13 protein-coding genes are annotated in these 13134 nt (G+C 65.8%); 1 reads left to right on the top strand and 12 read right to left on the bottom strand.

Translation table 11 applies throughout. From position 1 onward, the window contains the following. Positions 1-141: 141 nt before the first annotated feature. From ACFULV_RS28780 to ACFULV_RS28835, 12 genes are read right to left on the bottom strand one after another with little or no spacing between them, the layout of a single operon-like run. Positions 142-1431, bottom strand: coding sequence for a TetR/AcrR family transcriptional regulator (locus ACFULV_RS28780; protein WP_378662058.1), 1290 nt, complete (start codon positions 1429-1431; stop codon positions 142-144). Positions 1432-1471: 40 nt separating this feature from the next. Next, complete coding sequence (locus ACFULV_RS28785) at positions 1472-2074, bottom strand: hypothetical protein (protein WP_378662060.1); 603 nt, start codon at positions 2072-2074, stop codon at positions 1472-1474. A gap of 15 nt (positions 2075-2089) precedes the next feature. Then, entirely contained in the window at positions 2090-3274 is a 1185-nt protein-coding gene (locus ACFULV_RS28790) for an MCE family protein (protein ID WP_378662063.1), read from the bottom strand. Then, positions 3271-4383: an MCE family protein gene (locus ACFULV_RS28795; protein WP_378662066.1), complete on the bottom strand. Its 1113-nt coding sequence runs from the start codon at positions 4381-4383 to the stop codon at positions 3271-3273. The genes ACFULV_RS28790 and ACFULV_RS28795 overlap by 4 nt, the downstream gene beginning before the upstream one ends. Further along, positions 4380-5480, bottom strand: a complete 1101-nt coding sequence (locus tag ACFULV_RS28800) for an MCE family protein (protein WP_378662069.1) — start codon at positions 5478-5480, stop codon at positions 4380-4382. Before ACFULV_RS28800 ends, ACFULV_RS28795 begins: the two co-directional genes overlap by 4 nt. Continuing rightward, a complete protein-coding gene (locus ACFULV_RS28805; protein ID WP_378630914.1) occupies positions 5480-6493 on the bottom strand; it encodes an MlaD family protein in 1014 nt (337 codons plus the stop codon). The genes ACFULV_RS28800 and ACFULV_RS28805 overlap by 1 nt, the downstream gene beginning before the upstream one ends. Further along, positions 6490-7512 (bottom strand): MCE family protein, encoded by a 1023-nt coding sequence (locus tag ACFULV_RS28810; RefSeq protein WP_378630916.1) that lies wholly within the window; start codon positions 7510-7512, stop codon positions 6490-6492. Before ACFULV_RS28810 ends, ACFULV_RS28805 begins: the two co-directional genes overlap by 4 nt. Continuing rightward, positions 7509-8951: an MCE family protein gene (locus tag ACFULV_RS28815; protein WP_378662071.1), complete on the bottom strand. Its 1443-nt coding sequence runs from the start codon at positions 8949-8951 to the stop codon at positions 7509-7511. The genes ACFULV_RS28810 and ACFULV_RS28815 overlap by 4 nt, the downstream gene beginning before the upstream one ends. 9 nt (positions 8952-8960) lie before the next feature. Next, positions 8961-9824: an ABC transporter permease gene (locus tag ACFULV_RS28820; RefSeq protein WP_378630920.1), complete on the bottom strand. Its 864-nt coding sequence runs from the start codon at positions 9822-9824 to the stop codon at positions 8961-8963. 1 nt (position 9825) lies between these two features. Continuing rightward, positions 9826-10677 carry an MlaE family ABC transporter permease gene (locus ACFULV_RS28825; protein ID WP_378630922.1) on the bottom strand — a complete coding sequence of 284 codons (852 nt, stop codon included), beginning with the start codon at positions 10675-10677 and terminating at the stop codon, positions 9826-9828. Positions 10678-10723: 46 nt separating this feature from the next. After that, positions 10724-10909 carry a hypothetical protein gene (locus ACFULV_RS28830; RefSeq protein ID WP_378630924.1) on the bottom strand — a complete coding sequence of 62 codons (186 nt, stop codon included), beginning with the start codon at positions 10907-10909 and terminating at the stop codon, positions 10724-10726. Then, positions 10909-11133: a hypothetical protein gene (locus tag ACFULV_RS28835; RefSeq protein WP_378630926.1), complete on the bottom strand. Its 225-nt coding sequence runs from the start codon at positions 11131-11133 to the stop codon at positions 10909-10911. The genes ACFULV_RS28830 and ACFULV_RS28835 overlap by 1 nt, the downstream gene beginning before the upstream one ends. Before the next feature lie 580 nt (positions 11134-11713). Between ACFULV_RS28835 and ACFULV_RS28840 the strand changes: the two genes are divergently transcribed. Next, positions 11714-12880: a thiolase family protein gene (locus tag ACFULV_RS28840; protein WP_378630928.1), complete on the top strand. Its 1167-nt coding sequence runs from the start codon at positions 11714-11716 to the stop codon at positions 12878-12880. Positions 12881-13134 lie beyond the last annotated feature (254 nt).

Genomic DNA, 13134 nt, shown 5'->3' on the forward strand with positions numbered 1-13134 from the left:
GCGCGGTGGCCCCACCTTTTTGGGGCGGGCCGCGTCAGCCCCCGCCCCAACACTTGGTTTATTGGGTGTGCCTCGCCCGGGGGGGGGCGGGGGGCGCCCGCGGGTCCCGGGGCCCCCGCCCCCTGTCGAGTCGCTCGCTGCCTACCGCGGCAGGGGCTGACCGAGCAGAATGGTCTCCAGTAAACGGATCACCTTCTCCTGCGGACTGATTCCATGGTCGCCGAAGGTGCGTCCGAGGTCGACCACGAGGCTGAAGGCCGCGTGCACGAGGATCCGGGCTTCGCCGATGGACAGGTCCGGCCTCGCTTCCACCACCAACTTCGCCCATTCGGTGATGATCAGCTGCTGTAGATGGCGCAGGGTCACCTGATCGGGTTGGTCTACATGGCTGAACTCGGCGTAGTAGACGAAGGTCAGCGCGCGCTCGGCGAACGAACCGGAGACATAGAGTTCGATCAGGGTGCCGAGTGCTTCGGCGGGAGTGTCCGCGGCGGCTGTCGCGGGCGCGATCGCTCCCGATACCCGGTCGGCGGCGCGCCGGAATGCGGCGACCAACAGGTCGCTCTTGCTGCGGTAGTAGCGGTACACCGCCGAGGCGGCCGACAGATCCGCGGCGGCGGCGATATCTTCCATGCTGACATTCGGATAGCCGCGCTCGTGGAACAGCTCGACGGCCTTGCCCAGCAGCAGATCGTGCTTGAACGGCTGCGGTTGCTCGCCCCTCGAACCGGCGGTCTTCGTGCTGTCGAGTCCGCTGAGGTCAGCGTCGATCAACGTCCAGCTGGTCGCATGGAGCAGCCGGGCGAGGGCCTTGACCGGAACGGTGGCGTGGTGGTCGCCGATGCTGCTCACCACGGCAAAGATCGAGACCGCGCGAACCGCCCGGTCTCGACCGTCCAACTCGGGTCGTACCTCGCCGATCAGTTTGCGCAGCGTCGCGATAGCCGCGGCGAATTGATCGGTGAACTCCTGAAGATCGGCCGGCTCGAGATAACGGCGCTCCCAGCGAGCCAGCGCCACGGTCGGCCGATTGGCGATGGTCAAGCCGATGATGGCGTCGAGCACATGGTCGACGCGCCGGCGTGGCTCCCAGTCGGCGGCCTCGGCGGGCAGCTCGACCGCGCCGACAGCTATTCCGGACAATCGCAGAAGTTCCTCCCGGAACAGTGCGTACTTGCTCGGAAAGTGCCGATACAGCGCGGTGGAACTGATATCGAGGCGCCGCGCGATGTCGTCCATGCTGACACCGTGGTATCCGTGCGCGCCGAAGGCAGCGGCCGATTCTGCCGCGATCTGGGCACGACGATTCTTCGGCCTGCGCCGGACTTGGCGAGTCGGCGCATCCGCGGGGGATTCGTCTGCCTGGCTGCTCGTCGTCTTACCCTTTGTTCCGCGCGGGGACAGTGAGTTCCCGATGATCTTGCCTGTCATGCTATCGCCTGGTGGCGCGAGGTCGATCCGCCGGACCGCGTCATTGGGCGGGAGGCGAGGTCAACGGGGAGTTCACCTTCTCGACGAGCCAGCGGCCGTCGTCATTGTTCAGGTTGAACACCATCGACAGCTGACTCGGCTTGGGTTTGTGCTCGGTACCCAGGCTCGAGATGGTCGTTCCGATCACCACGATCGCCTCGGCGGAGTTCTCGTCGCCGGAGCGCAGCGCGCACTGGGTATCGGTCACCTTCGAGATGACCTCACCCTGGGTGAGTGCGTCGCGCAGCTCGGTGCTGGTGGATTCGAACTGCTTCTTCCAGTCACCCGTCGCGCCCGCGAGGACAGCCTTGAAGTAGGTGTCGAGGCTCTTGCTGTCGTATTCGGCCAGGGCGGGCGCGTAGTGGCACGCGGCCTCGCGGGCATGCTGCTGGGCCTCGAGCAGATCGGTGCTGTTCTTGTTCTCCACGAACAGCAACACCGAGGTCGCCACCGAAGCGCCGAGGACGATCGCGGTGGCACTGCGCAGGCCGAGAGTTTTGCGGTCCATCGCCCACCACTTGGCCTTGGTGGCCGTCTTCGCATCGACCGTGTCCGCGAGCCCTGCCGATGGTGCTGTGCTGGGGGATGTTTCGTCGTTGGTCATCGCTTTTCGTGCTCCTTATCGTGGTGCGGGCACCGAGGGCTGGGACAGTTCGTCACCGCTCACACCGGGCGGCGGTCCCGCACCGTTGTCGGGTCCGGCGGGACGTGGTGCGTTCGCCGACCCACGGACCTGCAGGGCGGGATTGTCGGTGACGCAGTAGTTGTAGAGCCGCACCCTGGTATCGGCGGTGGCCTTGGTGGGCAGGATCGGAACAGTGTCGTAGTCGCAGGTCGGTCGCGGCCACGGATCGACGAGTGTGAAGAAGGCGTTGTCGTGGGCGGGGACCCCGACCGCCTCGGAGAAGCGGCTCAACGTGGGAAACAGCAGCTCGATCGCGGGTTGACGCAATTTGGCCGCCCGGGTGATCGCGACGAAGTTCGTCACCAGGTCCGTGATCGGGTCGTGGGTGCGGGAGATGAAGCCCCCGAGGGTCGCCAGCTGGCCCGGCCCCTCTTGGAGCAGATGCCGTAATTCGGCGTCGGCGGCGGAGAACTGCTGGAACAGGGCGCTACCCGCGTGGGTGAGGGTGCCGAGGTCGGGTTGCGCGTGCGCGGTCGTCGAGGCGATGACCTCGAGATTGCGCAGCAGATGCTCGGTCTGCGGAAGCAGATCGGTGAGCCCCGCCATCGCACGACTGATCCCGGAGATCATGTTGCGCAAGCCATCCGGTCCGCCCGCGAGCGCTTTGTCGAGTTCGTTGACGATGACATTGAGGCGGTCGGGGTTCAATCCGCCGACCAGGCCCGTCATGTTCGCCAGCACCGACTGCACCTGCACCGGCACGGCGGTGTCCGCCCGGGCGATGACGGAGCCGTCGCGCAGATACGGTCCGGTGTCGGTGTCGGGGCGGAAATCCAGGTACTGCTCACCCGCGGCCGACAATCGGGCGACGGCGACTGTGCCGCCGACCGGAATCCGGGTGCCCTCCTCGATCTCGGCTACCGCCGCGACCCCGTCGCCTGCGACCCGCACGTCGTCGACCCGGCCGACCCGAACACCACGGAATGTCACGTCGCTGCCCGCGGTGAGTCCACCCGAGATGGCCAGTTCGACGGTGACGACATAGCGCGTACTCGTCGGGTCGATCCGCAGGACCGCACCGCCCAGGTACAGGCTGCCCAGCACCAGGACGACGACCAGACCGGCATTGGCGACCGCGACGCGACGGCGAACCAGCCACTGCCACAACGGTGAATTCATCGGGGCCCCTCGTGGGTCGGCTGCTGCGGTGTGCTGTTGAGGCGGCCGGTCACCTTGGCGATCACGTCGGTGATGCTGCCGATGAACGCCGGCACATCGGTGCTGTCGGGCCAGCGGCTGCCTGCCGGATCGGTGATCGCACCGATGTCGAGGTAGGACAGGATCGCTCCGACGGCCAGGGTCGGTCCCTGCATACTGTCCATGACCGAGGGATAGACCTGATGGAAGCCCTCGAGCGTGCCGGTGAGGTCATCGCCCATCTGTGCGAATCCGGACATCAGATTCTGGATGCTCTGGAACAGGCTGACGAACTGCGGCCCGTTCGTGGTGCTGAAGTCGCCGAGGGCGTCCATGGTCACCGCCACCTTGTTGATCAGGTCGACGATGGCCTGGTTGTTCTCGGCGAACAGCCCGATCAATTGCGGGAAGCTGTCGGCTGCGGCGCCGAGTTCGGTTTTGCGCCGAGCCAATTCGCCGGTCAGTACCGACAACCCGGTGAGTGTCGCGTCGAGGTCGCCGGTCCGTGCGTTGAGCGCGGTGATGACCGAGGTCATCTCCCCGATCAGGTGCTGCAGTTGGGGCGCCTTGCCCGCGAAGATGGAATTGAGCTCGGAGGTGACTTCGGCTGCCTGATTGAGTCCGCCGCCGTTGATCAGCATCGACACCGACATCATCAACTGCTCGACCGAGGCGGCCGACGCGGTGTGCTCGGCGCCGATGGTCGCGCCCTCGCGCAGCGGTGGTCCGGCGGCCTCGGCGCTGGGCAGGGTCATGGCGACGAAGATGTCACCGAGCGGGGTCGCCTGGCGCAGCTCCACGGTGGTGCCCTGCGGCAGCTGGATGTCGGTGCGGATCAGCATCTCGACATCGGCGAGGAACGCGGTCGTCGAAATTCCGGTGACGACACCGATATCGGTGCCGCCGATCTTCACGTGCGCGCGATCGGGCAGATTGAGCGCGTCGCGGAATGTGGCGTGCAAGGTATAGCCGGGCCCGCCGATGCCCGGTTCGGGCATCGGCAGCTCGGCCACGGTCATCGAACAGCCGCTGCTCGATGCGGCCACGGCGGCGGCGCAGAAGGCCGCGGCCAAGGTGGTGCGCAGAGTCATTTCGTCAGTCCCAACAGCGCGGCGGTCAGCCCGAAGTCCGGGCCCATATCGGAGATCTTGCCGGTGCGGCAGCCGTCCAGGCGCATCTGCACGCGCTCGCAGAACAGCGAGACCACCTCGCTGTCGAGCACGATCTTGTCGAGCAGACCGTGCAGGCGCAGCGCCTGGTGTTCTCGGCTGATCGCATTGTCGAAGTTCTGGAACATCAGCGGACCGACGTCGATGATCTCGGTCAGATTGCGGGCATTGGCCCGCATCTGGGCGGCGATCGCGACGAACTTGGTGAGCGCGCCCGCGAGCTGATCCTGGTTCTGGCCGACCACCGAGGAGGTATTGGTGATGAAGTCGTCGAGCTGGGTCAGCACCGCCTGCAGACCGGGGGACTGCTGCCCGAACAACGCGACCAATTCGGTGATGCGACCGCTGAAATCGCGGACGGTCTGATCGTTGTCGGCGACGATCTGGGTGATCTCGCCGAGCTCGATGATGGTGTTGGCGATCTGATCCTTGTTGGCGAAAGTCAGCTCGAAGGCCGCCGACAGTTCGTCGAGCGTTTCGCGCAACCGGTCGCCGTTGCCGTCGAGCAGTGGGAAGAGCACTCGGCTTGCCATGGGCCCGCTCTGGCTGTCGCCCTTGAGCGCCTCGCCCAGCTGATCGAAGTTGGCCAGGATCCGGTCCAGCTCGACCGGTGTCCTGGTGCGCTCCAGCGGAAGATGCGCGCCGTCGGCCAGTTCGGGCCCTGAGCCGGTGTAGGCCGGGGCGAGCTCGACATGGCGGTTGGTGATCAGCTGCGGCGACACCAGCGCCGCCATCGCTTCGGCGGGAATGCGCACGTCGCGGTCGACCGACATCACCACCTCGACGTAGCGGCCGCGCGGCGTCACCGAATCGACGACACCGACCGGCACCCCGAGTACCGAGACCTCGTTGCCCGCATACAGTCCGGCGACGTTCTCGAAGTCGGCGCTGATGCGCTTCTGCTCGCCGAGCACCTGGTTACCCAGTCCGCTCAGGCTGTCGGGCAGCAGGGCGCAGCCCGAGGCGAGTGTCGCGGCCAAGCAGAGCGCCGCCAGCTTGCTCCTGCGTTCGGTCCTCATCAGTTGCACCCCTGTACGGCCTGTGCGAAGCAAAGCCAGTTGTCCGGAAGGATCCACGGTGCCCAGATCTCGCCGTAGGGACCGTTGCCGAGCAGATTGTTGAACTGGCGCAACGTGACCGGGGCATACTCGTAGATCCGGTCCAGGTTCTCCTTGTTCTTGGTCAGGCCGTCGGCCATCGTGTTGAGATTCGCGATCAGCGGTCCGAGTTCACCGTTGTTCTCGATGCCCATGTCCTGCAGCAGCCTCGACATGTCGGCGACGTTGTCGAGCAGCTGGGTGAGCAGGGTCTGGCGCTTCTGCACCGCGGCCCCGATCGCTTCGCCCCTGGTGAGCAACACCAACACACTGTTGCGGTTGTCCGAGACCAGTTGGGAGACCTGATCCATACTCTTGAGCAGGGTGTCGACCTCGTCGCGCCTGCTGTTGATCACCTGGGCGAGCGAGCCGATACTGTCGAGGGCCTGCACCGCCATGGCGGGTGAATCGCCCAGCTGGGCGCTGAACACATCGAGTGCGGTGCGCAGCTTGTTCGGGTCGATCCGTTCGATCCGCTCGAACGAGGAGGTGTACTTCGGGTCCTGGATGACCTTGCTCAGGTTGTACGGCACCTCGGTGTTGTCGAGCCGGATCCGGTTGTCGGGGAGCTCTTTTCCGTCGCCGGGCCGCAGCACGATGTGCAGCCTGCCGAGGATGGTCGACATCTTGATCGCGGCGTGGGCGTTGGCGCCGAGGCGGATGTCCTTGCGGATCCGCAGTGCCACCTCCACCCGATCGTTGACCAGTTTCACTGCCTGGACCTCACCGACCTCGATGCCGGAGACATCGACCGTCGCACCGGGCCGAAGGCCCGCGGCCTGGGCGAACTCGGCGTGAACGGTCTTGTCGCCGAGCCGAACCTGGGTGAGCAGATTCGAACCGCCGAGCAACACCAGCACCGCGAGGGCAGCGATCAGGCCGAGCCGCAGGTGCCGGTTGTGTCGCAGAAATGCTGGAACGCGTGGCTTGATCATCGGCACACTTCCGATTGTGAGGTGCCGCCGACCTGCGAGAACAAGCCCTCGGGCAGGAGAACGCCCCACAGCGAGACGTCGAGGCGGCAGATGTAGGCATTGCCGTAGGTGCCGTATTGGGTGAACCGGGCGACGCCGTTGAGGAAGTCCGGGAATTCGACCGCAGCGCGATCGAGTGCGGCGCCGTTGTAGAGCAGCATCATCACGCCTGTCGTCGCGTTGCGTTGCGCGTCGGCCATACCGGGCTTGACCTGCTCGATGAGCGAGACCAGCCCGTTCGTCGCCCCCGCCACCCGTTCGACCGAACTCTTCAACGCTTCGCCCTCGGTGTAGAGCCCTTCCATCAAACTGCGAGTCTGCGTGATCAGGGTCTCCAGCTCGTCGCTGCGGTTGGCCAGCCCGGCCATCACCGAGCTGAGATTGCTCAGGACATCGCCGATGATCTGATCGCGTTCACCGAAGGTGCTGGCCAGCTGGGCGGCCTGAGTGATCAGCGCAGCCAACGACACCTCGTTGCCTTGCAGTGCCTGGATGAGGGTCTCCGACAGCGAATTGATCTGGTCGGGTTGCAGCACGCTGAACAGCGGCTCGAATCCGGACAGCAGCGCCGAGACATCGAACGAAGGCTCGGTCCGCTCGAGCGGGATCTGCGAGCCGGCGGGGACAACGGTGCCCTCGCCGGTGCCCGGCGCCAACGCCAGGTAGCGCTGACCGATCAGATTCTGGTATCGCACCAGGGCTTTGGTGGTGTCGGTCAGGTGCTGGCGCGACTCGATCCGGAAGTCGACCTTGGCGATGTAGTTGTCGGTGAAGTCGATCTTGTCGATCCGGCCGACCCGTACACCCGCCATCCGGACGTCGTCGCCGATGCGCAATCCCAGAACATCGGTGAAGACCGCCGAGTAGCTCGTCGTATTGCCGGGGACACTGCGTTGCAGGGTCGACCAGATCGTGTAGGTGAGCAACGTCGCCAGGACGGCGAAGAAGCTGAACCCGAGGAGTGCTTTGGTGGATTTCACTGTTGGACACCACCTTCGGTGTCGGGGACGATGGGAATGTTGCCCAGGATCGACCCGAGCAGCAGCAGCTGGCTGAACGTCGGTTTACCGCCGACCAGTGCCGACACCGCGGCGATGCCGCTCAGCCGGGGCTGCGCCGCCGGGGTGGCGGCGGGCGCGGGATCGTGGGATGCGGCGGGTGCGGTGATCCCCGGGATGGCGGGCAGTCCCGGGATAGCGGGTAGACCCGGGATCGTCGGCAGGCCGGGAACCGTCGGCACGGTGATGCTCGGCAGCGCCGGCAGACCGGGAATCGGCAGTACCGGTGCCGGTCCGGCGGATTCGAGCCGCTTGGGCAGCATCTGCGCCGGATACTCCTGTGGCGGTGCGACTTCGGGCACGGACGGTCCGCCGCATCGGGGCCCGGCCATCTCGCCGTAGTGCGGGCAGTCCTTGGCGGTGTACTGCTGGAACGGTGTGAACGTCACGTCCATGCGCCAGGTCATCTGTTTGCGTGGGCCGAAGTTGAACACCTGCTGCAACCTGCGGAACGACGTGTTGAGGTTGGCCGCCGTCGACTGCAGCGCGCCGGGATCTTTGGCGATGCCACCGAGCACCTGGTCCAGGCCCGAGACCAATTCCTTGCCCGAGTCGGGATTCGCGGCGAACAGGGCGTTGACCGATTCGATGGTGGAATTGCCCTGGGTGAGCAGCTCCACCAATTGGGTGCGGTGCTCGTTGAGCGTGCGCGCAGAGGTCACCGAATCGGCCAGCACCCCGACCAGCTCCGGTGCCGACTGGCTCAGTGCCGTTGCCGCTTGACCGAAATTGCCGAGCAGGTGGCCGATTTCGGGGATCTGGTGGACCGTGGTGAGCCAGGTATCCAGGCGCTCCACCGTGGAACCCGGCACCCGGCTGCTCGGGTCGAGCGCGGCGGACAGGGTGGCCAGCACCCGGCCGAGCTTCTCGGGCTGGATGGTGGTGAGCACATCGCGCAGGGTGTTGAGGGTGGACTGCAGCTGAATCGTGGCGGCGCTGGTGTCCTCGCGGATGGTCGCGCCCTCGCGCAGCCCCTCGGCGGTCCCCCCGTTGTCCACGAGCTGGAGCGAGGAGACGCCGAAGATGTTGTCGGGTACGACGCGCACGGTGACCGTGTTCGGAATCGTCTGCGCGAGGCCTGGTTTCAGCTCCAGTGTGGCGTGCTGGCGTTCGCCCTTGGCGACCATCTCCACCGAGCCGACCGAGCCGACCAACATGCCGCGGTACTTCACGTCGGCACGCTGGGGTAGCCCGTCGCCGGTGCTGGTGAGGTCGGCACCGACCACCACCGTGTCCTCGAACTCGCCGTTGTAGCGCAGTGCGAGCAGATACAGAGCGACCGTGAACGCGGTGATCACCGCCAGTCCCGCGAGCGTGAGCTGCAGGGGTTTGGGGCCGCGGCCGCTGAGATCGAGAATCATTCGATCGACCTATCCCGAGATCCGGAATCCGGGGTCGATGCCCCAGATCGCAAGGGTGAGAAACAGATTGGTGAAGACCATGACGACGATGACCATCTTGATGGCCCGGCCCGCCGCGACCCCGACACCTTCGGGCCCCCCGGAGGCTACGAAGCCGTAGTAGCACTGGATGAACGCCGCGATGAGGACGAACACCACTACTTTGAAAATCGAATAGAACACGTCCCCGCCCAGCAGGAACTGGAAGAAGTAGTGGTCATAGGTGCCCGCGGTCGTACCGCCGAGGAACAGCACCGACAGCTTGGTCGCTATGTAGGCGACCGCGAGGCCGAGGGTGTAGAGGGGAATGATGGTGATCGTCGCCGCGATCATCCGGGTGGTCACCAGATAGGGCAGTGGCCGGATCGCGATGGATTCCAGGGCGTCGATCTCTTCGGAGATCCGCATCGAGCCGAGCTGCGCGGTGAATCGGCAGCCGGACTGGATAGCGAAGGCCAGCGTGCCCAGGATCGGCGCGATCTCACGGGTGGTGGCGAAGCCGGAGATGGCCCCGGTCAGCGGTCCCATGGTGAGCAGGTTCAACGCGGTGTAGGACTCGACTCCGACGGTGATACCGCCGAACGCGCACAGCACGATGACCACGCCCACTGTGCCACCGCCGACGATGAGCGAGCCGTTGCCCCAGCCGACATCGGCGACCAGGCGGGCGACTTCCTTGCGGTAGTGACGCAGCGTGAACGGGATGGCGATCAGGGCCTGGAAGAACACGATGGCCTGGTGGCCGAGGCGCTGATTGGCTTCGACAGGGATCTTGGCTGTCGCGCTGATCGCGCGGACCGGCCGCAGTGCGGGCGGGACGTACTCGGCGGCCATCTCACACCACCTTCGCGGGGAAGAAGCTGTTGTACAGCTGGGTGACGATGATGTTGGTGGCGAACAGCATCAGGGCGGAGGTGACCACCGCCGAGTTCACCGAATTCGCGACACCGCCGGGACCGCCCTTGGTGTGTAGTCCGATGTCGCAGGCGATGATCGCGGTGAGCGCACCGAAGATCGCCGCTTTGAACAGCGCGACCATCAGGTCGTTCGCGACCGCGAACGAGGCGAACGAGCTGATGAACGATCCCGGCGTGCCCTGCTGGGCGTAGACGTTGAACAGGTAGGCGGTGGCGAAGCCGACGAACACGATGAACCCGCACAGCAGCATGCTCACCAGTACCGCGGCAGCCAGTCGCGGGGCGACCAGCCGGCGCACCGGGTCGACGCCCATCACCTTCATCGCGTCGATCTCCTCCCTGATCGTGCGGGAGCCCAGATCGGCGCAGATGGCCGAGCCGACCGCGCCCGCGATCATCAGGGAGGTGACCAGTGGTGCGCCCTGGCGGATGATGCCGAGCCCGGCGACCGCGCCGATGAAGGTGGTGGCGCCGACTTGGTTGACCAGCGCGCCGACCTGGATCGAGACAACCACCGCGACCGGAATCGCGACGAACACGGTCGGCAAGGCCGAGACGTTGGCCATGAAGGCGCACTGTTTGATGAACTCCTGGAACGGAAAGCGCCGTTGCACAAGAGATAGGAACAATTGCGCGATCGTTGCCCGACCGAGGAGGACCTGCCTGCCGAGGGTCTCGAGCGACTGCTGGGGATGCCGTCGCCAGAGCCCGGTGGCACTGTCGACGAGCCGTCCGATCTCGGACGGTTCGGTGGCCGGTTGCGGCGTCACGCTGCACCGATCCTTTCTTGCTGCGGGGGAATGTGTTCCCGGCTGCTCAGAGCGAGCTCAGCCAGTGTTCGAGGAGGACGACGAGCGCGCCGACGGCCGCCAGGCACAAGGCGATGACGCAGAGCAGCGCGATCCACATACCCACTCGGAGAACAGGATTGACCTGTGTCCGCCCGCCGAGGATCTTGACGATGATCACGATGATGTCGATGACCCAGACCAGCGCCATCATCAGGTCATCGTCACATTCGCGAAGACGAGCACGGGCCAGCACACGATCGATCCGAGGAACGAGATGATCAGGTCGGCCCCGTGGAGGTCACGCAGATGGCTGGTGTGGGTGAGTGTCCAGATGACCCCGACCAGTCCGTACGGGATGCCGATGATGATGAGCGTGCCGAGAAATTCGGACACCTTCATCTCATAGCTGAGAAACCTGTCCAGCCGTCGCAACATGGTGGTACCGGTGTCCTTCCTCGGGACCTTGGACGACGTCGGGCCTGCCGACCGCCGTCGTTGGCGGTGCGATGTTGTTGTCGAGCGTTCTTCTAGGGGCGGACCCGAAGAGTGATCGCCATTTCCCCTGAGTCATGCGAGAAGCACTGAGACTTCTCCAGCTCGGGAGGGTCGACCTCGAAGAGCAAGTTACTACGCATTCTCGTCGTTGTGATGAGAATTACCGGTAACATATCTCATAGATTCGGGATTGCCTATAGGGCCCCGGATCGAGTGCCGTCGCAGTTTGCGCCCGTGCACCCTTCTCGTCCGGCCGTCGGTCGGTGGGTCGGCGTGAACCGGTGCGAGTGCGGGTCATCGCATCGGCACCGGACGCCGCTGAGGGGTGCGTGCCGGTGCCGATGCGGCCCGCGCATCATGCCCCCAACGCGTGATGCTGCGGAATGAACAGTAACATAAATTGGAATTTTGAGGGCTGGATAACAGGCGGATCGGCTAGCATCTGGCGGCGAGTGATAAGAATGCTAGTTAACTTACTCGATGGATGTCGCCGTGTGGTCGGCGACCGTGCAGGAGGTTCATGATGTCAGCTGTCATCGTCGATGTGGTTCGTACGCCGTCGGGTCGAGGCAAGTCCGGCGGCGGACTGTCGTCGGTGCATCCGGCCACCCTGCTGGCCGGTGTGCTCGCAGAGCTGGTCGCGCGCACCGGGATCGATCCGGCCCTCGTCGACGACGTGATCGGCGGCTGTGTCACCCAGAGCGGTGAACAGGCCAACAACATCACCAGGACGGCGGTGCTGGCGGCGGGCTTCCCGGAGTCGGTGCCTGCCACCACGGTTGATCGACAGTGCGGTTCGAGTCAGCAAGCCGTGCATTTCGCCGCCCAGGGTGTGCTCGCCGGCGCGTATGACGTGGCGATCGCCTGTGGCGTCGAGTCGATGAGCCGCGCGCCGATGTTCTCCAACACTCAGGGCAAGGACTCGCTGCGTGGCCCGCTCGCCGCTCGCTATCCGGCCGGCCTGATCGGGCAGGGGATCGCGGCCGAGATCATCGCGGCCCGTTGGAAACTGGATCGTGCGGTCCTCGACGAGTTCGCGGCCCGCTCACATCGACTGGCTGCCGCCACCGCGGCATCCGGCGGGTTCGATGCCGAGCTCGTTGCCGCGGGAGAACTCGTCGCCGACGAGACGATACGCACCGCAACCACTGTCGAAGGTTTGGCCGGCCTGCGCCCCGCCTTCACCGATCCCGCTCTCCTCGACCGGTTTCCGGAGATCAACTGGTCGGTGACCGCGGGCAACTCCTCGCCGCTCACCGACGGTGCGTCGGCCGCACTCATCATGAGCGAGGCGATGGCGGCGAAGCTGGGGTTGACCCCCCGCGCCCGCTTCCACTCCTTCGCTGTGGTCGGCGACGATCCGACGCTCATGCTCACTGCCGTGGTGCCCGCGACGCGCAAGGCGCTCGAGCGGGTCTCGCTCACCGTGGACGACATCGATACCTTCGAGGTGAACGAGGCGTTCGCGCCGGTCCCGCTCGTGTGGCAGCACGAGCTCGGCGCCGACCCGGCCAGGGTCAATCCGCGTGGCGGCGCTATCGCGCTCGGGCACCCGCTCGGAGGTTCCGGAACCCGGTTGCTCGCGACGATGGTCAACCATCTCGAACAGACCGGCGGTCGCTTCGGTCTCCAAACCATGTGCGAGGCAGGTGGTTTGGCCAACGCCACGATCATCGAACGCCTCTGAGACGAGCTGATGGACGCCCCCGCCGGACGCGATGTGCGGTCGGCGGGGGTGTCGAACTGCATCGCCGCGGTGGCCAGGCTGAGTTCGCGAGGTGTCGCGACTCGATGCCGGGCGAGCAGCCGGTCGCCGAGGTCGCGTGAAGGGTGGGGGCGCAAGACTCGCGGCAGTGGGGGCAAAGGGCCTGGACGTCCCACGCCGCGAGCCTTGCGCTCCGGGAGTGAACTCCCGGAATGCCACCTATCGGCGGCAGTCGT

The sequence above is a fragment of the Nocardia sp. NPDC057272 genome (genome assembly GCF_042668615.1).
Lineage (GTDB): Bacteria > Actinomycetota > Actinomycetes > Mycobacteriales > Mycobacteriaceae > Nocardia.